The organism is Saccharopolyspora sp. NPDC047091, assembly GCF_040643635.1.
Lineage (GTDB): Bacteria > Actinomycetota > Actinomycetes > Mycobacteriales > Pseudonocardiaceae > Saccharopolyspora_C.
The window spans coordinates 1-17,330 of record NZ_JBEYUS010000037.1; the positions used below are offsets into that span (position 1 = coordinate 1).

Sequence of the window (17,330 nt, forward strand, 5' to 3'; positions counted from 1 at the left end):
GCGGGTTCTCAGCGGTTCCCTCGCGAGGACAGCGATTTCTCCTGTGGCGGAGCCACCGGTGAAATCGATCCCGCAGCGAGGGAACCGCTGAGGTTCCGCCACCAGAGTGCTGAGCAGCAGGAGCCGAGGATCTCTCAGCAGCCCTTGATCATTTTTTGGATGGAGCCGGAGAGCCCGTGGTTGAACTCCTTGCTGCTCTTCTTCCCCGCCGGCATCGACAGGCACTCCAGCCAGGTGTTCTCCGCGTCGGCGAGCTGCACGCTGACCTTGGCGGTGGTGGAGCAGTGGTTGTTGTAGTAGACGCGGGTGTTGATGGTGCCGGTCGACCAGGACAGGTTCGCCTTGCCGCCGGTGCAGCTGACCGAGTAGGTGTGGTCGGCCTTCGTGGTCGCGTCGGGCGCGGCGGAGGCGGGTGCGACGAGCAGCGCCATGCAGGCGGCGGTGCCCGCGGTCGCTCCGGCGATGCGGCGGAATGCCTTCGAGTTCATGCGAGTTCCTCCCAGTGCGCGGCCGGGTTCGTCGGCCCGGCCATCGGTTTCACCGTGCGGCGCTCACCCCCGGAGCACCGCACGCCGATGACGTTAGGGAGTGCTCGCGGCCGGTTTCCAGCCAACTTTGACCAAAGCCGCCGCGGCCCGGCCGAAGCTTTGTGCGCTTCGCCCCGAACAATGCGCACAATGCGTTGACCTGCGAGGACGGGTCGTCCGGCCTGCCGACGCAGGAAGGGCCCGCACCGCGCGTTCGGCGCGATGCGGGCCCGGACGGCTGCGCCGTCGTTCCCGTTCCCGGCTCCTCCCCGGCCCTGCCCGAGCAATCCGGCCCGATCAGCCGCGGCGCCCGGCGGCGCACTGCCCGACTTCGAATCTGCCCGGCACGAAGACAGTCCGTCAGGCCGGGACGACCGGCACCACCCAGCCGTCGTCGGCGGTGGTCCAGTCGGCTCTGCGGGTCCAGCCGGCTTCGCCGAGCGCCTCGTCCGCCTGTTCCGGGCGGGAGATCTCGGCCGGGAGCGCGAGCCTCGTCACCGGGGACCCGCGGTCGTCCCGCACGATGATCTCCGGGGCTCCGCCCGCGTTGGTGATGAAGTGCGCGTTGTCGGCCATGTGCCGCGGGCCTCCTCGTCTCGGTCCTTCGACTCTTCCCGTCGCGGTACCCACCCGGGCGAGATCTCACTCATCGGACCGGGGCGGCGCCGGTCAGGCGACGAGTTCGGGGGTGCGGGCGGGCGCCGCGGGGAGGTCGACTTCGACGCGGAGGCCGCCGCCGTCGAGCGGGTGCGCGACGGCGGTCCCGCCGTGCGCTTCGGCGACGGCGCGGACCACGGAGAGCCCCAGGCCGGATCCGCGCGGGCGCTGCACCCGGTCCAGGTGCAATCGCCGGAACGGTTCGAACAGCAGCGACTCGTCCGCGGGCTCGATCACCGCGCCGCTGTTGGCGACGGTCAGCGAGGTCCGCCCGCCCGCGGTGCCGGTGCGCAGTTCGATCCAGCCGCCCGGCACGTTGTGCAGGCACGCGTTGTCCACCAGGTTGCGCACCAGCTGGCCCAGCAGCACCGGGTCGCCCGGCACCACCGCCGGTGCCCGTTCGGCGCGCACCGCGAGCCCACCCGCGGCCCGGGAGTCGAGCACGTCCCCGGTCAGCCGGGCCAGGTCGACGGGCTGCTGCTTGTCGCGGAGGGTCTCGGTGTTCTGCGCGAGCGCGAGCAGCCCGGTGAGCAGCGCTTCCTGCCTGGCCGTGTTCTCCAGGACCTTCCCGGCCAGGCGCAGCGCGTCGGGACTGGCGCCGGGCCGGGCCTGGGCGACCTCGGCGAGGGTGCGGGCGGTGGCGACCGGGGTGCGCAGTTCGTGCGCGGCGTTCGCGATGAACCGGCTCTGGCTGGTGAACGAGCTCTCCAGCCGCACCAGCATGTGGTCGAAGGTGTCGGCCAGCCGCTTCACCTCGTCGGACGGCCCGTCCAGGCCGATCCGCACGGCGAGGTCCTGCTCGGCGGCGCGCCGCGCGGTCTCGGTGATCAGGTGCACGGGGCGCAGCGCGCGCACCGCCATGATCCGGCCGAGGACCGCGGCCAGCGCCACGAACACCACGAGCCCGGCGAGACCGGCCAGCAGCAGCGCCGTGGTGGCGTCCGCGCGCACCTCGATGACCTCGGGGTCGATCGGTGGTGGCGGCGGGTTCGGGTCGTCCGCCGACACGGCGGGCACTGCTTCCATCACCTCGTCCGGCAGCTGCCACCAGGCGAGCGCGAGCGTGCCCGCGAGCAGCAGTGCGCCGATGACCGCGGTCAGCGCCGTGTAGGTGATCGTCAGCCGGGTCGCGAGCGTTCTGCCGGGATTCACGGTATCCGGTACCCCGATTTCGGGACGGTTTCGATGACGGCGGGGTCGGCGAGCTTGCGGCGCAGCCCGGACAGCGTCACCCGCACCACGTTGGTGAACGGGTTGATGTTCTCGTCCCACGCGCGCTCCAGGAGGTCTTCGGCGGACACGACGGTGCCGTCGGCGCGCAGCAGTTCTTCCAGGACCGCGAATTCCTTGTGCGACAGGGACAGCGGGCGCCCTTCGCGGGAGGCTTCGCGGCGGCCGAGGTCGAGCCGGACTCCCGAGCGCTCCAGCACGGGCGGGCTCGCGGGGCGGCTGCGCCTGCCGAGCGCCCGCACCCGGGCGACGAGCTCGGCGAACGCGAACGGCTTCGCCAGGTAGTCGTCGGCGCCGAGCTCCAGCCCGGACACGCGGTCCGGCACCTCCGCCGCGGCGGTCAGCAGCAGCACCCGGGTGTCGGCGCCGCTCGCGACGATCCGGCGGCACACCGTGTCGCCGTGCACGGCGGGCAGGTCCCGGTCCAGCACCACCACGTCGTACTCGTTGACGGCGCAGCGCTCCAGCGCCGCGGCCCCGTCGTGCACGACGTCGACCGCGAGCGAGGCGTCGCGCAGCCCTTCCGCCACCGCGTCGGCGAGCAGGCCGTCGTCCTCCACCACCAGGACTCTCATGGGGGCTGTCTACCACAGTGGACGCGGCGAATTCGGTTGCGCGGCAAGGTAAGGAAAACGTAAGCGCCGCGCTGCGCGTGGATTTACGGCTCGCTCCGTAACTTCCTCGCCGTGGCCGGAACCCCGGCTGCGGAAGCTAACGAGGAGAGAACCATGCAGCTGTCCCGCACCTTCGGCACCGCGGCGATCGCGGCGCTGGCCGCCGCCGGTCTGCTCTCCGGCGCGGGAGCCGCACTGGCCGACGCGCCGGTTCCGCCGCCGGTGGAGATCTGCCACGGCGAAAGCGTTCCCGGCGACCCGGGCGCCCCCGGCACCTTGGGCGACAGCGTCCCCGGCGACCCGGGCGTGCCCGGCGACGGCGTGCCCTGCGTGCCGACCGAGCCCTCCGAGGACCCGAACGAGAGCGTCCCCGGCCAGCCCGCCGAAGACCCCGTCGAGAGCGTCCCCGGCCAGCCCGGTGGCGCCCCGGTGGAGACCGTTCCGGGCCAGCCCTCCGAAGACCCGGTCGAAAGCGTCCCCGGCGCCCCCGGCGCTCCGGCCCAGCGCTGACGTTCGGCGCGAGAACGCCCCACCGACTCGTCTCGGTGGGGCGTTCTCGCACGTCCGGCGAAAGACCTCTCGCGCCCCGGGACGCGGGTGGCCGGGTGCGGCGACCGGTGGTCCCGCGGCCCCACCCGGGCACCACCGGCTCCGCTCCCGCGGCCACCCGCGGCAGGTCACTCGGCGGGCGCGCCCTCGACCGGCCGGGCGGGAACCGCGTCCGAACCGGGCTCCACCGGCTGTGCGGGTGCGGCGTCCTGGACGGGCTGGGCGGGCACGACGTCCTGGCCCGGCTGGACCGGCTGCGCGGGCGGCACGTCCTCAGCAGGCGGCACGTCCTCGGCGGGCGGCACGTCTTCAGCAGGCGGCACCTCCTCGGCGGGCGGCACCTCCTCGGCAGGCGGCACGTCGTGGACGGGCTGGGCGGGCACGGCGTCCCGGCCGGGTTCCACCGGGTGGGCGGGCGCGCAGCCGACGATCTCGTCCGAGGCACCGTCGACGAGCTTCGCGGGCTCGACGACCAGGTCGGGCCGATCCCGGTCCAGCGGTGTGGCCGGCGCGCACTCGACCGGGCGGCCCGGCTCGTCGGAGGTCCCGGCGAACGCGACGGCACCGCCCGCGCCGCCGAGCACGACGGCGAGGCCCGCGGCCGCGACGACGACCTTCTTGCGGATGGACTTCATGAGAACTTCCCTTCCCTGCGGGAGAACCGCCCGGTGGGCGGGACCGCGGCGGGGTGCCGCGCTCGGAACCCATCTAGCCAGGGCGGGGTTGTGGCGGGCGTCTGGCCGGCGCCATACGGCCGCCATATGCGCGGTCGCGGATCATGTGCACGCCCCGGCGCGCGGGGTGCGCAGTGGCGGGAGGTTCTTCGGTGCGGGTGCTGGTCGTGGAGGACGAGGAGTTCCTCGCCGAGGCGGTGCGCTCCGGCTTGCAGAAGGAGGGCATGGCCGTGGACATCGCGGGCGACGGCCGCACCGCGCTGGAGAACGTGGCGGTGCACGACTACGACGTGCTGGTGCTGGACCGCGACCTCCCCGGCGTGCACGGCGACGAGGTGTGCAGGCAGGTGGTGGCCGAGCACCCGGAGTGCCGAGTCCTGATGCTCACCGCGGCGGGCAGGCTCGCCGACAAGGTGGACGGGCTGCACCTGGGCGCGGACGACTACCTGGTGAAACCGTTCGACTTCCCGGAGCTGGTGGCCCGGCTGCACGCCCTGCGGCGGCGCGCCGCCCCGGCTCGGCCGCCGGTGCTGACCTTCGCCGACCTGCGGCTCGATCCGGCGCGGCGGGAGGCGCACCGCGGGCTGCGGCCGCTGCGGTTGACCCGCAAGGAGTTCGCGGTGCTGGAGCTGCTGCTGCGCGCGGACGGCGCGGTGCTCAGCGCCGAGCACCTGCTGGAGAAGGCGTGGGACGAGCACGCGGACCCGTTCACGAACGCGGTGCGCATCACCGTGTCCACGTTGCGCCGCAAGCTCGGCGATCCGCCGGTGCTGCGCACCTCGACGGGCGTCGGCTACTTCCTGGGGGCTCCGGCGTGAGCGTGTCGGCGGCGCTGCGGCCCGCCCGGTCGTCGATCCGGGTGCGGTTGATGCTGCTGCTGGGCGGTGCGGTGCTGGCCTGCGGGGTGCTGCTGCTGGTGATGGTGTACGCGTTGATGCGGTACCTGCCGGACTACGTGCCACCCGCGCTGCCGCTGCCGCGGGCGGACGCGCTGCCCGGGGTCGAGGTCCGGCCCGCGCTGACGACCTCGATCGCCACCAGGAACGACTTCCTGGACGTGCTGCTGCAGGTGTCGGGGGTGGCGCTGGCGGGACTGGCGCTGGTGGCGTTCGTGGTCGGCTGGTTCATCGCGGGCCGCATCCTGGCGCCGGTGCACCGGATCGCGTCGACGGCGCGCACGGTGGCGGGCGACAACCTGCGGGAGCGCATCCGGTTGGGCGGGCGCCGCGACGAGTTCACCGAGCTCGCGGACACCATCGACACGATGCTGGACCGGTTGCACGGCAGCTTCGAGGCTCAGCAGCGGTTCGCGGCGAACGCCTCGCACGAGCTGCGCACCCCGCTGGCGACGACCCGCACCATGCTGCAGGTGGCGCTGGCGCATCCCGAGGACCACGAGCTGGCGGTGCTGGGGCCGAAGCTGCTCGCCACCAACGAGCGCAGCATCACGACGGTGGAGTCGTTGCTGGCGCTGTCCCGGGCCGATCACGGCATCTCCGATCCGCGGCCGGTCGACCTGGACGTGGTGGCCGAGGGCGCGCTGGAGCAGGTGCGCGCGGAGGCCGCCGCGGCCGGGGTGGAGGTGCGCGGCGAGCTGCGCCCGGCCCGGGTGGACGGGGACCGGGACCTGCTGCACCACCTGCTGCTGAACCTGCTGCAGAACGCGGTGCGGCACAACCACCGCGGCGGCGGCGCCCGGCTGTCCGTCGAGACCGCCGACGGCGCGGTGACGATCACCGCCGCGAACACCGGCGAGGACCTCACCGCCGCGGACCCCGGTGAGCTGTTCGAGGCGTTCCGCAGGCATCGCGGCCGCACCGGCAACCGCGGGCACGGGCTCGGGCTCACCCTGGTCCGCGCGATCGCGCACTCCCACGGCGGGACGGCGGGTGCCGCCGCGAATCCGGGCGGCGGGCTCACCGTCACCGTCCGGTTCCCCGCAGCGGCCGTCGCGGCGCAGGGCTGAACGACCGTCAGTCCATTGTGGATTCAGAGCCGGGCGAGGGCGTCGGCCGTCCGGCCGCCGGGTTCCGGCGCGTAGACGACGAGCTGCTGGCCGGGCGCCCCGCGCACGTCGAAGGCCTGGTACGTCAGCTCCAGCAGACCGGCTTCGGGGTGGTGGAACCGCTTGTGCGCCACCGATTTCCCGCCTGCCGTGTTGCGCGCCCACAGCCGCCGGAACTCCGCGCTGCGCTCCGCCAGCTCGGCGATCACCTCGTGCAGCCGGGCGTCGCCGGGTCCGCGGCCGAGCGCCAGCCGGAGGTTCCCGGCGGTCACGGCCGCCGCGCCCGGCCAGTCCGAGTAGAACTCGGCCGCGTGCGGGTCGAGGAACGTCAGCAGCGCGAAGTTGTCGAGCCGCGCGAACCCCGAGTGCACGGCCCGCGCGAGGTCGTTCAGCGCGAGCACGTCGAGGGCGTCGCTGAGCACGACCGCCGGAGTGCCCGTCCACGCGTCCAGCAGGGCCCGCAGTTCGGGCGCGACGTCGGCCCGCGGCGACCCCACCGGGGCGGCACCGCCCGCGAGGGCGCGCAGGTGCCCGGTCTCATCCGGGTTCAGCCCGAGCGCGCCCGACAGGGCATCGACGACCTGCGGCGACGGATGCCGCTCCCGTCCTTGTTCGAGCCGGGTGTAGTAGTTGGCGCTCACCCCGGCGAGCACCGCGACCTCTTCCCGCCGCAGGCCGGGCACCTTCCGCGGCCCGCCGGGGGCGAGGTGCCGCGCGTCGGCGGTGGCGCGGCCGCGGGCCGCGCGCAGGAAGCCGCCGAGCGCGGTGGGACGGGTGGCGGTCACGTCCCGGAGCTTACGGCGGACGGGCGGTCCGCGGCGGGGGTGCAGCGCTCCCACCCGCGTTCCGCACTGCCGCAGCGGGCCCCCGGCCTCGCAGGATCGGTGCCGGGCGGTCGACCGGCCGCCCCGCTCGGATCAGCTCGGGTCAGCACGGATCAGCTCGGGTCAACTCGGAAGGCGGCGGATGTCACCCGTTCCCAGCACGTTGCGCGTCGTCGAGGACGGCCCGGTCGCCCGGGTCACGTTCGACCACGCCCCCATCAACCTGTTCGACCCGGCGATGATCGAGGACCTGCGGGCCCTGGTCACGCGGCTGGCGGCCCGTCCCGACCTGGGCGTGGTCGTGTTCGACAGCGCCGACCCGGACTTCTTCGTCGGGCACGCGGACCTGAACCTGTTCCTGGACCCGGTCGAGTCGGTGCCGCCGAAGCCGACGCGGCTCACCGCGCTGCAGCAGCTGTTCGAGGACCTGCGGGCGTTGCCGCAGGCGACGATCGCGGTGGTCGCGGGGCGCACGTCCGGTGCCGGTCCGGAGATCGTCACCTCGTGCGACATGGCGTTCGCGGTGCGCGGCGCGGCGGTGTTCAGCCACTTGGAGGTGGCGCTCGGGTTGTTGCCGGGCGCCACGGGCACGCAGCGGTTGCCGAAGCTGCTCGGCCGATCGCGGGCGCTGGAGGTGATCCTCGGCTGCGACGAGTTCGACGCGGACCTCGCGGCGAGCTACGGGCTGGTGAACCGCGCCCTGGACGCGGCCGAGGCCGGGCCGTTCGTGGAGCGGCTCGTCGGCAGGCTCGCCACGTTCGCCCCGGCCGCGATCGCGCAGGCCAAGTCCGCGGTCGCGGCGGCGGAGCTGCCCACCCCGCTGGGCCTGCTGGAGGAGGCGCACGCCGCGAACCACCTGCTGGTCGGCGGCGAGGCGCAGCGCCGGATGCGCCGGTTCCTCGACCTCGGCGGCCAGCGGCCGGAGTTCGAGCGGCACGGCCTCGCGGAGGCGCTGACCCGCCTCGCCGAGTGACCCGCCGACGTGCGCGCCGGACCCGCGCCCGCGGTGGGCGGCCGGGTCCGGCGGCGGCGGACCGGATCAGCGCTGCGGGCCAGATCAGCGCTGCGGGCCGAGTCCGGCGGCGGGGCGTCGCCGCGGCGGGCGTTCTCGACGAGGTCCGATACCGGGTCCGTGGTGGGCGCGGGCACGCCGGGCTCCGGCACCAGCGAGTCGGTGTCGATGCTGACGACCACGCTGCGCGCGCCGTCCGGGCTGCCCCCGTTGCAGGTCGTGAAGCCGCCCGGCGATCGGGGTCGACCGCGAGGCTCCGACCCGGCGGTGCTTTCTCCGGGTGGTGCCGAAGCTCGGCGGGCCGCGCGGTCGAACCGGGCGCGGGCCTCCCGCGCGTCGCCGGTGGCGGACGAGCCCGCAGCGGGAATCCCGCCGCGCCAACGATTCACCCGACCGGAGATCCCGTCGCACCCCGATTCCGGGAGAACGAACCCGGAACCGGTCAGCTCTTCTTCCGGGCGGCGGCCGCGACCAGCACGGTGCCGACGGCGAACGCGGCGCCCAGCGCACCCCAGCCGAGCAGCGCGCCACGCAGCACGACGACGGTCATGAACGGCGGTCCGACGGCGAACTGCACGGCCTGCCCGAAGTCGAAAGCGCCGAGGTAGGCGCCCATCGACCGCTCCGGCGCGAGCCGGTACGAGAGCTCGAACGCGGACACCGAGTGCATGTTCTCCCCCACCGTCATCAGCACGACGGCCAGCACCGCGACGAGCAGCACCACGTCCGCGGACGCGTTCTCCGCGCCGAAGAAGCAGCCCGTGGCGACCAGCAGCGGCACCAGCGCGCGGATGGCGGTGCGGCGCGCGGCCGGGATCGTGCGGGTCCACCGGGTCAGCGGCACCTGCAACCCGACGGTGAGCACGGTGTTGATCGCCAGCAGCGGACCGACCCAGCCGTCGGCCAGCGGGGTCCGCGTGATGATCCACAGCGGCAGCAGGGTGAACAGCACCGAGTCGTGCAGCAGCAGGATCGCGTTGCCCGCCACCAACGTCAGGTAGCGCGGGTCCTTCAGCACGGCCTTGCGCCGTTCGGGCGATTCGACCGCGGGTTCCGCGGGTTCCGCGGACACCGGCAGCGGGCCGCTGCCGCGCCGGATGAGCAGCCGCACGACGGCCAGCAGCACCGCGAACGACGCCGCGTTGATCGCGAACCCGGTGAAGTAGGCGGTGTCCGTGCCGATGGAGACGACGACGCCGCCGAGCAGCAGGCCCGCGCTCATCCCGATGTTGCGGGCGGTGCGCAGCACGGCCATCGCGCGGCTGCGGTTCTCGGGGCTCTCGGACTGGAGCAGGAACAGCTGCTGCACGGGCGTGCTGGCCCGGTCGGCCAGGCCGAGCACGCACAGCAGCACCGCGTACGCCCAGAACGAGGACACGAACGGGAAAGCCGCGTAGCCGACGGCGCGCACCAGCAGCAGGAACGTCCACACCCCACCGGCGCCGATCCGGTCGGACAACCAGCCCGCGGGCCCCGGCGAGGCGAGCGCGATCAAGTTCGCGACGCCGACGACCACACCGACCTGCACGGGGTCGATCCCCAGCCGCACCACCACGTACACCGGGATGAGCACCAGGAACAACCCGGTCCCCAGCGCATCCACCAGCCCGCCGCCGGCCAGGACCAGGCCCCGGCGGCTCCCTCGGGCGACATGCGTCAACTGCACGACGAAACCTCTCGATACCGCGATCCCCGCGCCGGGAACCGGGGCGGGCCGCGCCCTCTCGGGGCAGACGTGCATGCTGCCAGTCCCCCGTCGCGGCCCGGAATCCGGGCGGTGCGCGGCGCGAGCGGCGGACCGGACTCCACCGAACGCCCCGCACCGAGCGACGCGACATCCGGCGGCCGGGCGGATCAGCGCGCGTAACGACCCGACTCGATGGCGGCGAGGAACTCGTGCCACCGGGCGCCGTCGACGGCCAGGTACCCGGCCGCGCGGTCCTTCGTGTCCCGGACCGCGGCGCCGGACTCGAACCGCCCGACCTCGACGCAGTTGGAAACCTGGTGCGAACGGCTGAACTTCCGCCAGTTCGTGGGCGTCACGTTCATGGGATCTCACCTCCCAGGTCACTAGCCGGGACGACGGCGAGCTTCGCCGAGCACGGTCAGCGCGAGTAGCGGCCGGACTTGACCGCGGTGAGGAACTCGTTCCAGCGGACGTGGTCGGTGGTGAAGTACCCGGCGGCGCGGTCCTTGGTGTCCCGCACGCCAACGACGGCCGGGGTGACCGCCACCTCGACGCAGTAACCTCCGGAGTTCGACTGGGACGACTTGCGCCACTTCGCGTCGTGAAGATCCACTGCTAGCCCTTCTCGTGTCTGCACTGGTGGGCGTCCCGAATGGAGGTCACCCGTTCCAGTGTCGCAGGCACGGGAAGTGCATGGGATCGCACTTCGTCGAAGACGTATCGGAGCGCAGTGACGTCTTCGGCCCGGTCGATGATGTGCCCGCCGAGCGGGGTGTCGAGAAAGCCGATCGACTCGTCCTCCGGCTGGTCGAAGGCCAGCACGACGAACGATCCGCTAGGAGAGGCATGCGCTCCCGCCTCGAACGGAAGCAGCTGCACGATGACGTTGGGTTGTTCGCACAGTTCGAGAACTTGTTGCAGCTGTTCAGCCATGACCGAGTGACTCCCCACGACTCGGTGCAACGCGGACTCGCTGATCACCGCGCGGAGGTACATGGGGGAATCACCGGTGAGGCGTTTCCGACGCTCAACGCGTGCTTTCACGCGTCGAGCTATGTCCTGCGGATTCGTCGTGTACCGCCCTGCCCGGTGAATTTCATAGGCGTAGCGCTCGGTTTGCAGCGGCCCCGGGATCAGGTCGAGTTCGAAGCACGCCGCCTCCGTCGCGAACGACTCGAAGTCGACGAACGGTGCGAACCACTCGGGCACGCGGTAGGACTCCCACCAGCCGCGTTCCTCGGTGTGCAGCCGAGTTTCCTCCAGCTGGGAACGCACTTCGGCGGGCGCGCCGTAGCGCTCCACCAGCAGGTCGAGCTCGGCCTTCTTGACCTTGGACCGGCCCGCTTCGAGGTGCCGGATCTTGGATTCGGAGCAGCCGAGCGCCCGGCTCGCTTCCCCGACGTCGCAGCCGGACTGCTTGCGCAGCTTGACGAGCCAAGAACCTAGTTGCCTGCGGCGAGCTGTCGACATGGACCAAGCCTAACGATCATGCGCACACCAGGTGGATCACCCGAAAAGGGATCTTGCTCAATGATTCTGTCAGCAATAGATTCTGACAGTGTCAGCCACTGAATCAATCCTGAACTTGCATCGGAGGTGGGCGATGGATGTTCCGATCTGGGCCGCGTCGTGTGGTCCGGTGGATTCGCGGTGGCACGTGGTGTGGCGGTCCGACGGTGGTGCGTTGCCCGCGTGGTGCGGGGCGTTCGTGTACGGGCCGGTGCACCTGCGGCGCGGCGCCTGCCCGGAGGGCACGTTCGACCGGGATGCCTGCCGGGAGTGCGCGGCGGTGTCCGATGGTTGACCGGCATTTCTGGCGTCCTGGTGGGGATGTCGTGCGGCACGCGTTCCGGGGTCGTCGTTGGTGTGGTGAGCCGAGTGCGGTCGCGGTGTGCGGTGCCGGGGTGGAGCTGGCCGCGGATCCGTCCGAACAGGACTGGGTGGTGGCGCCGACCTGCACCGGCTGCAACGAGCTGCTGCGCGCTGAACTCCCGAGACCCGAGCCAGGACTGTTCGGCTGAAGACTCCCGGGGCGGACGGGCCCCCTCTCCCCGTCCCGTTCCCGTCCCGGGCGGCCTCCCGCAGGTCGCGGCGCCGGAAACCCCGACCCGGCCCGCACGCGGGAGGCGGAGCGGGGGCGCGCCACTCCGGCGCGCCCCCGCTCACCACCAGGTGAATGGCCCATCAGCCCAACGAAAATGGGCGAATGGGCCACTCACCCGACACGAACCGGCACCCATCCACCAGGTGAATGGCCCACCCGCCCAACCAGAGTGGGCGAATGGGCTATTCACCTGTGGTGGGTGGTGTGGGTGGCTACGAAATCGTCCACTGTGGTGGGTCGGGATTCCCAGCCGAGCGAGCCGGCCAGGCGGAAGAGCTGCGGCAGGCGGTGCGGGGCGGTGTCGGTGAAGACCTCGGCGGGCGCGCCGTCGGCGACCAGCTCGCCGTCGGTGAGCAGCAGCACCCGGTCGAAGTTCTCCACGCAGAAGTCCATGTCGTGCGTGGTGGCGATGACGGTCCGCCCCCACGCCGCGAGGTCCGCGATGATCGCGCTGAGCACGTCCAGCGCGAACGCGTCCTGACCGGTGGTCGGCTCGTCCAGCACCACCACCGGGGTGTTCATGGCCAGCACCGAGGCGATCGCCACCAGCTTCCGCTGCGCGGGCGCCAAGTGGTACGGGTGCGCGTCGGCGACGTCGGTGAGCCCGGTCGCGGCCAGCGCGGCCGCCACCTGCGCCTCCACCTGGCGCGCCGGGTGCCCCAGGTTCCGCGGCCCGAAGCGGACCTCGGCGGCGACGGTCCGCGCGTGCAGCTGGTCCGCGGGGTTCTGGAACACGAACCCGACCCGCGCCGCGAGCGCCGCGATCGGCTGCTCGGCGGTGTCCAGGTCACCGACCAGCACGCGGCCCGCGGTCGGCCGGGCCAACCCGTTGAAGTGCTGCACGAACGTCGTCTTGCCCGCGCCGTTGGGACCGATGACCGCGACCCGCTCGCCCTGGCGCACGGTCGTGGAGATCCCGCGCAGCGCGGTCACGTGCTCGTCGTACTCGTGGGTCAGTGACTCGACCCGGATGTCCACCCGCACGGCGGGGCCTCCTCGACACGTCGTTCCGCCCGGTGCCACCGAAATTCGGGGTCGGGCATTCGGGGTTGGGGCATTCGGGACTGTGAGCGCTCGGGGTGGGGAGCACTCGGGGTGGGGAGCACTCGGGGTTGCGAGTACTCAGGGTTGGGAGCACTCAGGGCTGGGGCATTCAAGGCTGGGAGCACTCAGAATTCGGGCATCCAGGGTTGGGCGCACTCATGCCGGGAGCACTCGGGCCAGGGGCGTTCGGAGCCAAGGGCGTACGGGGCAGGGGCGTACAGACCGGGGATTCGGACCGGGGATTCGGGCCGGGAAACGGGAGCCGGCAGTTCAGGGCCAGGGGCGTACGGACCGGGATTCGGAACCGGGCAACGGGAGCCGCCTGTTCAGAGCCGGGGCGCGTTCGGATCCAGGGCATCGGCGGTCATCGGGGACTGATCGGCTCGGGCGCGGCGAACCCGGCCGCGGCCTCCTCGAACAGCACCGGCAGCGGCCGGTCCGCAGGCCACGCGCCGCGTTCGGCGGCGAGCCGGGCCGCCCGGGTGTAGCGGGTGGCGGACACGCCGAAACCGGCCAGCCGCTCGTCGGTGAACACCTCCTGCGGGGTGCCGTCCAGGGCGATCGCGCCGTCGGCGAACACCAGCACCCGGTCCGCCAGCTCGACCAGCCCGGTCACCCGGTGCTCCACCAGCACCACGGTGATCCCGGACGCGCGCAGCGCCGCCAGCGCGCCGAACACGAGCGCGGCGCTCGCCGGATCGAGCTGCGAGGTCGGTTCGTCCAGCACCACCACCCGCGGCCGCATCACCAGCACCGCGCCGATCGCCACCAGCTGCTGCTGGCCACCGGAGAGCGCGAACGGGGAGCGGTCGGCGAGGTGCGCGATGCCGAGCTCGGCGAGCACCGCGTCGATCCGGCGCACCATCTCGTCCCGCGGCACCCCGAGGTTCTCCAGGCCGAACGCCAGCTCCTCGCGGACGGTGAACTTGGCGCCGGACATCTGGTTGAACGGGTCCTGCACCACCAGGCCCACCTCGGTGACGACCTCGGCGAGCGGGGTGGTGGCCACCGCTCTGCCCGCCACCCGCACCGTTCCGGTCAGCGCGCCGCCGGTGACGTGCGGGACCATGCCCGCGACCGCCGCCGCGAAGGTGGACTTGCCCGCGCCGCCCGCGCCCACCACGCCGCAGACCTGGCCCTCCGGCACGGTCAGGGTGATGCCGCGCAGCGCGACCCCGGTGCTCTCCGGGTAGGTGAAGCGGACGTCCTCGAACTCGATCACCGGGCCACTCCGACGACGTTGGCGACGACGGCGGCCACCGCGACCACCGCCATGAGCACCCGCGCCGCCCGCTGCGCCGGGGAATCGGCGAGGGCGAGCAGCGCGGTCCGGCGGTGGGCGGCGCCGAACGCGCGCGCCTCCATCGCCACGGCACGCGCTTCCAGGTCGGCCAGCGAACCCAGCAGCAGCGGCCCCACCAGCGGCAGCAGCGCGCGCAGCCGCCGCCGCAACCCGGTGGTGTCCAGGCCGCGGGCCTGCTGGGCGCGCAGCACGTTCCGCGCGCGGGTGCGGAACGCGGGCACGATCTGCAGCGTCGCCGACACCACGTAGCTCGTCTTCGGCGACAGGCCGCGCTCGACCATCGCGCTCATCAACGCGCCCGGGTGCGTGGTGAGCAGCAGGAACAGGAACGCGCCGAGCATCGCCACCAGCCGCAGCGCGGTGAGCGCCGCGAACGACAGCCCCTCGGCCGTGACCGACACCGGCCCGAACTCGGCGAGCACCGTGGTGCCCTCCGGGAAGAACAGGCCCTGCAGCAGGAACACCGCGAGGACCGGCGGCGCGGCGAACAGCGGCAGCAGCCGCGCGTAGCCGCGCCCCACCCCCGCGACCAGCACGGCGGGCACCAGCACCAGCAGCACCAGCAGCAGCGGTGCCCAGAACACCGGCAGCGCGAACGCCGCGGTCGTCACGGTCAGGGCCAGCGCCAGCTTCGTCACCGGGTTGAGCCGGTGCACCGGAGAACCGCCCTCTTGGAAGAACAGCGCCGCGCTCACGCACCCACCTCCAGCCGGTCCCGGCCGAACACGCGGTGCTCCCGGGCGAACGGGAACCGCTGGCGCAGCCGGGCGGGCAGCGCGGACAGCACCGCGTAGGCCAGCAGGCACACCACCACCTTGTCCAGCGGATCGGCGATGAGCCCGTTGATGGTGGCGGCCTCCACCATGCTGCTGCCGTAGGCCTGCAAGGTCCCGATCACCACCGACTGCCCCAGCTGCCCGCTGGCGTTGCCGAACACGAACGCGGTGGTCGGCGCGGACACCATCCCGGCGACCACCCCGATCACCACTCCGGCGATGACGACCGTCGGCACCCGGCGGAACAGGCCGAACCGGGCGAACAGGCCCACCAGCATGCCGACGGACGCGGCGGTGACCGCGTACGGCAGCGAACCCGGGTTGATCGTCATGCCGACCGTGATGCTCGACAGCGCCCCGCAGGCCGCACCCGCGGCGGGCCCGGCGAGCGCCCCGACGAGCACGGTGCCGATCGAGTCCAGGTGCACCGGCAGCCCGCTGATCCGCACCACCTGGCCGATCACGATGTTGAGCGTGATGGCCACCGGGAACAGCGTCACCGTCGACGTCGAGAGCCGCGCCATGGCACCGCTGACGACCAGCAGCGACCCGAGCAGGTAGCCGACGAGCGCGAGCAGCGCCGCCGAGCCGCCGACGCCGTGCTCCGACGTCGGCCGCAGCGCGATCAGGTAGGCGTAGGTCAGCACCACCACGGCGGCGCCGAGTCCGATGCGCGTCCGCGGCGACAGCCGGACCGGCGGGGCGAAGCGGGTCGCGGTCATGCGCCGGCACGGCCTTCCTGCCACAGCACCGGGCAGAACTCGGGGTCGGCGTAGTCGGGCACGCCGTCGGCGGTGCGGCGCACCAGCTCGTCGTGCTTGTAGGTGGTCTGCCTGCTGTCGGTGGCCAGCCGGTGGTCCCGGTAGGCGTTCGAGCCGTCCTGCAGGTGCATCGAGATGGCCCGGCGCGGCCGGTCGCCGAGGTTCGGCCCGCTGCCGTGGTAGAGGCGGCAGTGGTGGAAGGTCATGTGCCCCTGGGGGATCGTCATCGGCAGCTTGACCACCTCGGCGCCGTTGCGCCGGGACGCCTCGGTGAGCAGGTGCTCGCGCTGCTGGTCGCCTTCGACGGCGGCGTGCCCCCGGCGGCTGTCCCAGCCGCGGAACTCCGACCACCGGTGGCTGCCGTCGACCACGGTGAGGGTGCCGAGGGTCTCGTCGCAGTGGTGGAACGGGATGAACGCGGTGATCAGGTCCTCGGAGCTGCAGGACGCCCAGTAGTACTTGTCGAAGTGCCAGGGCACGATGTTCGACTTCTCGTCGGGTTGCGGTGGCTTGTAGATGAGCGTGGCCTGGAACATCCGGATCAGGTCGACCTGCGCGAGCCGCGCCGCGGTGGCCGCGATCTCGGGTTTGCGCAGGATCTCGGCGATCGCGTCGCTCTCGTAGTGGATGTAGTCGTTGTTGCGCTGCACGTCGCCGTCGGCGGGCGTCCAGTAGGACAGCTTCGCCGGGTGGTGCGGCAGTTCCCGGTCGCGTTCGCCCGCGTAGTAGCGCTCGCTGGCCTCGACGAGGGTGCCGACCTCGTCGTCGGTGAGCAGCTTCGGGGACAGGTACCAGCCGTGTTCGGCGTAGAACCGCACGTCCTCGGCGGAGGGCAGCAGCGCCGGGTCCGGGGCGGGCGGGGAGGTGGTGTCGGGCACGGTCTCTCCTCTCGGGTGGCGCGGGACGGAGCCGTTCTGGGCGGTCCCGGGCGGTTTCCGGGCGGCCCCGGGCGGTTCCGGTGCCTGCGCGCGCTCGCGGGCTGCCGATCAGCGGTTCCCGGTCCGGACTCGCGGGTTCGACGACGGGCCGCGGTCTCCGCACCCGGTGGGAGGCAGTCCGGCGTCGAATTGACCCTGCTGGTCCGCCTGAACTGCGAAGATGATCACGAGGAGCGAAGCTAGCACGGCTCAAATATGTGCCGCAAGCAATCTTCACGACATTTTCATTGCCGAAGCAACAATGTCGGCGCCACTTCCGCCGGATGATCAGCAGTACTGATATCGGTCACATCACGACGCGATCAGCGAGAACTGCCACAAATTGAGCTGCGTGACCATAGGACTGATTTTCACAGTGTTCACAACCAGCCCATCGCGCCAGGCCCGACCTGTCTGCTGCGCCCGTTTCGCCCGGTAGTCACGGTGCGTGCGACTGCAATGAACTGCTTGCACGGCATGAGAATCCTGGTAATCTCACCAGTGCTCGGGTGCTGGAATCGAGACCAGCCGGGGTTCATCCCATCGGCCCGAGCACATCAGTTCGTGCACGTAATCTCCGATCCCTCCTCCTTGTGGCTGAATGGCGAAACAACCATTCTCGCCACAATGCCCGCGCCCCCGACCG

Annotated in this window: 20 protein-coding genes; 5 read left to right on the top strand and 15 right to left on the bottom strand. The window is 72.5% G+C overall.

The window, feature by feature from the left end; translation table 11 throughout:
- Window positions 1–134 precede the first annotated feature (134 nt).
- From ABZ805_RS17270 to ABZ805_RS17285, 4 genes are all read right to left on the bottom strand, one after another.
- Window positions 135–488 (bottom strand): hypothetical protein, encoded by a 354-nt coding sequence (locus tag ABZ805_RS17270; RefSeq protein ID WP_358440851.1) that lies wholly within the window; start codon window positions 486–488, stop codon window positions 135–137.
- A gap of 399 nt (window positions 489–887) precedes the next feature.
- On the bottom strand, window positions 888–1,103 hold the full coding sequence (locus ABZ805_RS17275) for a hypothetical protein (RefSeq protein ID WP_358440854.1): 216 nt from the start codon (window positions 1,101–1,103) through the stop codon (window positions 888–890).
- Between the two features lie 93 nt (window positions 1,104–1,196).
- Window positions 1,197–2,336: a HAMP domain-containing sensor histidine kinase gene (locus ABZ805_RS17280; protein ID WP_358440857.1), complete on the bottom strand. Its 1,140-nt coding sequence runs from the start codon at window positions 2,334–2,336 to the stop codon at window positions 1,197–1,199.
- Window positions 2,333–2,989: a response regulator transcription factor gene (locus ABZ805_RS17285; RefSeq protein WP_358440859.1), complete on the bottom strand. Its 657-nt coding sequence runs from the start codon at window positions 2,987–2,989 to the stop codon at window positions 2,333–2,335. Before ABZ805_RS17285 ends, ABZ805_RS17280 begins: the two co-directional genes overlap by 4 nt.
- Before the next feature lie 153 nt (window positions 2,990–3,142).
- Between ABZ805_RS17285 and ABZ805_RS17290 the strand changes: the two genes are divergently transcribed.
- Window positions 3,143–3,538 (top strand): hypothetical protein, encoded by a 396-nt coding sequence (locus ABZ805_RS17290; protein WP_358440861.1) that lies wholly within the window; start codon window positions 3,143–3,145, stop codon window positions 3,536–3,538.
- Between the two features lie 167 nt (window positions 3,539–3,705).
- Here the strand turns inward: ABZ805_RS17290 and ABZ805_RS17295 are convergent, their stop codons facing one another.
- Window positions 3,706–4,212, bottom strand: coding sequence for a hypothetical protein (locus ABZ805_RS17295; RefSeq protein WP_358440863.1), 507 nt, complete (start codon window positions 4,210–4,212; stop codon window positions 3,706–3,708).
- A 191-nt stretch (window positions 4,213–4,403) separates the two neighbouring features.
- Here ABZ805_RS17295 and ABZ805_RS17300 point away from each other — a divergent pair, with 191 nt between their 5' ends.
- The gene (locus tag ABZ805_RS17300; protein ID WP_358440865.1) at window positions 4,404–5,069 is read left to right on the top strand and encodes a response regulator transcription factor; all 666 of its coding nucleotides are present in this window, start codon (window positions 4,404–4,406) and stop codon (window positions 5,067–5,069) included.
- Window positions 5,066–6,217 (top strand): ATP-binding protein, encoded by a 1,152-nt coding sequence (locus ABZ805_RS17305; protein ID WP_358440867.1) that lies wholly within the window; start codon window positions 5,066–5,068, stop codon window positions 6,215–6,217. Before ABZ805_RS17300 ends, ABZ805_RS17305 begins: the two co-directional genes overlap by 4 nt.
- A 23-nt stretch (window positions 6,218–6,240) precedes the next feature.
- Here the strand turns inward: ABZ805_RS17305 and ABZ805_RS17310 are convergent, their stop codons facing one another.
- Complete coding sequence (locus ABZ805_RS17310) at window positions 6,241–7,041, bottom strand: helix-turn-helix transcriptional regulator (protein ID WP_358440869.1); 801 nt, start codon at window positions 7,039–7,041, stop codon at window positions 6,241–6,243.
- Between the two features lie 181 nt (window positions 7,042–7,222).
- Between ABZ805_RS17310 and ABZ805_RS17315 the strand changes: the two genes are divergently transcribed.
- Window positions 7,223–8,053 carry an enoyl-CoA hydratase/isomerase family protein gene (locus tag ABZ805_RS17315; RefSeq protein WP_358440871.1) on the top strand — a complete coding sequence of 277 codons (831 nt, stop codon included), beginning with the start codon at window positions 7,223–7,225 and terminating at the stop codon, window positions 8,051–8,053.
- A 481-nt stretch (window positions 8,054–8,534) separates the two neighbouring features.
- Here the strand turns inward: ABZ805_RS17315 and ABZ805_RS17320 are convergent, their stop codons facing one another.
- The 4 genes from ABZ805_RS17320 to ABZ805_RS17335 all read right to left on the bottom strand — a co-directional run bounded on the left by ABZ805_RS17320 (window position 8,535) and on the right by ABZ805_RS17335 (window position 11,249).
- Window positions 8,535–9,758 (bottom strand): MFS transporter, encoded by a 1,224-nt coding sequence (locus tag ABZ805_RS17320; RefSeq protein WP_358440873.1) that lies wholly within the window; start codon window positions 9,756–9,758, stop codon window positions 8,535–8,537.
- A gap of 188 nt (window positions 9,759–9,946) precedes the next feature.
- Complete coding sequence (locus ABZ805_RS17325; protein WP_358440875.1) at window positions 9,947–10,141, bottom strand: DUF397 domain-containing protein; 195 nt, start codon at window positions 10,139–10,141, stop codon at window positions 9,947–9,949.
- A 56-nt stretch (window positions 10,142–10,197) separates the two neighbouring features.
- Window positions 10,198–10,392, bottom strand: coding sequence for a DUF397 domain-containing protein (locus ABZ805_RS17330; protein ID WP_358440878.1), 195 nt, complete (start codon window positions 10,390–10,392; stop codon window positions 10,198–10,200).
- 2 nt (window positions 10,393–10,394) lie between these two features.
- Window positions 10,395–11,249, bottom strand: coding sequence for a helix-turn-helix transcriptional regulator (locus tag ABZ805_RS17335; RefSeq protein ID WP_358440881.1), 855 nt, complete (start codon window positions 11,247–11,249; stop codon window positions 10,395–10,397).
- 169 nt (window positions 11,250–11,418) lie between these two features.
- On the opposite strand from ABZ805_RS17335, the gene ABZ805_RS17340 reads away from it, so the two are divergent.
- On the top strand, window positions 11,419–11,583 hold the full coding sequence (locus ABZ805_RS17340; protein WP_358440884.1) for a hypothetical protein: 165 nt from the start codon (window positions 11,419–11,421) through the stop codon (window positions 11,581–11,583).
- Between the two features lie 486 nt (window positions 11,584–12,069).
- Here ABZ805_RS17340 and ABZ805_RS17345 read toward each other — a convergent pair whose 3' ends face one another.
- The 5 genes from ABZ805_RS17345 to ABZ805_RS17365 all read right to left on the bottom strand — a co-directional run bounded on the left by ABZ805_RS17345 (window position 12,070) and on the right by ABZ805_RS17365 (window position 16,645).
- Window positions 12,070–12,867: an ABC transporter ATP-binding protein gene (locus ABZ805_RS17345; RefSeq protein ID WP_358440886.1), complete on the bottom strand. Its 798-nt coding sequence runs from the start codon at window positions 12,865–12,867 to the stop codon at window positions 12,070–12,072.
- A gap of 424 nt (window positions 12,868–13,291) precedes the next feature.
- Window positions 13,292–14,149, bottom strand: a complete 858-nt coding sequence (locus ABZ805_RS17350; RefSeq protein WP_358440889.1) for an ABC transporter ATP-binding protein — start codon at window positions 14,147–14,149, stop codon at window positions 13,292–13,294.
- Window positions 14,146–14,925, bottom strand: coding sequence for an energy-coupling factor transporter transmembrane component T (locus tag ABZ805_RS17355; protein WP_358440892.1), 780 nt, complete (start codon window positions 14,923–14,925; stop codon window positions 14,146–14,148). The genes ABZ805_RS17350 and ABZ805_RS17355 overlap by 4 nt, the downstream gene beginning before the upstream one ends.
- The gene (locus ABZ805_RS17360) at window positions 14,922–15,728 is read right to left on the bottom strand and encodes a hypothetical protein (protein ID WP_358440895.1); all 807 of its coding nucleotides are present in this window, start codon (window positions 15,726–15,728) and stop codon (window positions 14,922–14,924) included. The genes ABZ805_RS17355 and ABZ805_RS17360 overlap by 4 nt, the downstream gene beginning before the upstream one ends.
- Entirely contained in the window at window positions 15,725–16,645 is a 921-nt protein-coding gene (locus ABZ805_RS17365) for a phytanoyl-CoA dioxygenase family protein (protein WP_358440898.1), read from the bottom strand. Before ABZ805_RS17365 ends, ABZ805_RS17360 begins: the two co-directional genes overlap by 4 nt.
- Window positions 16,646–17,330: the final 685 nt, after the last annotated feature.

Coding starts and splice junctions, on each gene's coding strand:
- ABZ805_RS17270 (WP_358440851.1), bottom strand. CDS start 488: ATGAACTCGAAGGCATTCCGCCGCATCGCCGGAGCGACCGCGGGCACC.
- ABZ805_RS17275 (WP_358440854.1), bottom strand. CDS start 1,103: ATGGCCGACAACGCGCACTTCATCACCAACGCGGGCGGAGCCCCGGAG.
- ABZ805_RS17285 (WP_358440859.1), bottom strand. CDS start 2,989: ATGAGAGTCCTGGTGGTGGAGGACGACGGCCTGCTCGCCGACGCGGTG.
- ABZ805_RS17290 (WP_358440861.1), top strand. CDS start 3,143: ATGCAGCTGTCCCGCACCTTCGGCACCGCGGCGATCGCGGCGCTGGCC.
- ABZ805_RS17295 (WP_358440863.1), bottom strand. CDS start 4,212: ATGAAGTCCATCCGCAAGAAGGTCGTCGTCGCGGCCGCGGGCCTCGCC.
- ABZ805_RS17315 (WP_358440871.1), top strand. CDS start 7,223: ATGTCACCCGTTCCCAGCACGTTGCGCGTCGTCGAGGACGGCCCGGTC.
- ABZ805_RS17325 (WP_358440875.1), bottom strand. CDS start 10,141: ATGAACGTGACGCCCACGAACTGGCGGAAGTTCAGCCGTTCGCACCAG.
- ABZ805_RS17335 (WP_358440881.1), bottom strand. CDS start 11,249: ATGTCGACAGCTCGCCGCAGGCAACTAGGTTCTTGGCTCGTCAAGCTG.
- ABZ805_RS17360 (WP_358440895.1), bottom strand. CDS start 15,728: ATGACCGCGACCCGCTTCGCCCCGCCGGTCCGGCTGTCGCCGCGGACG.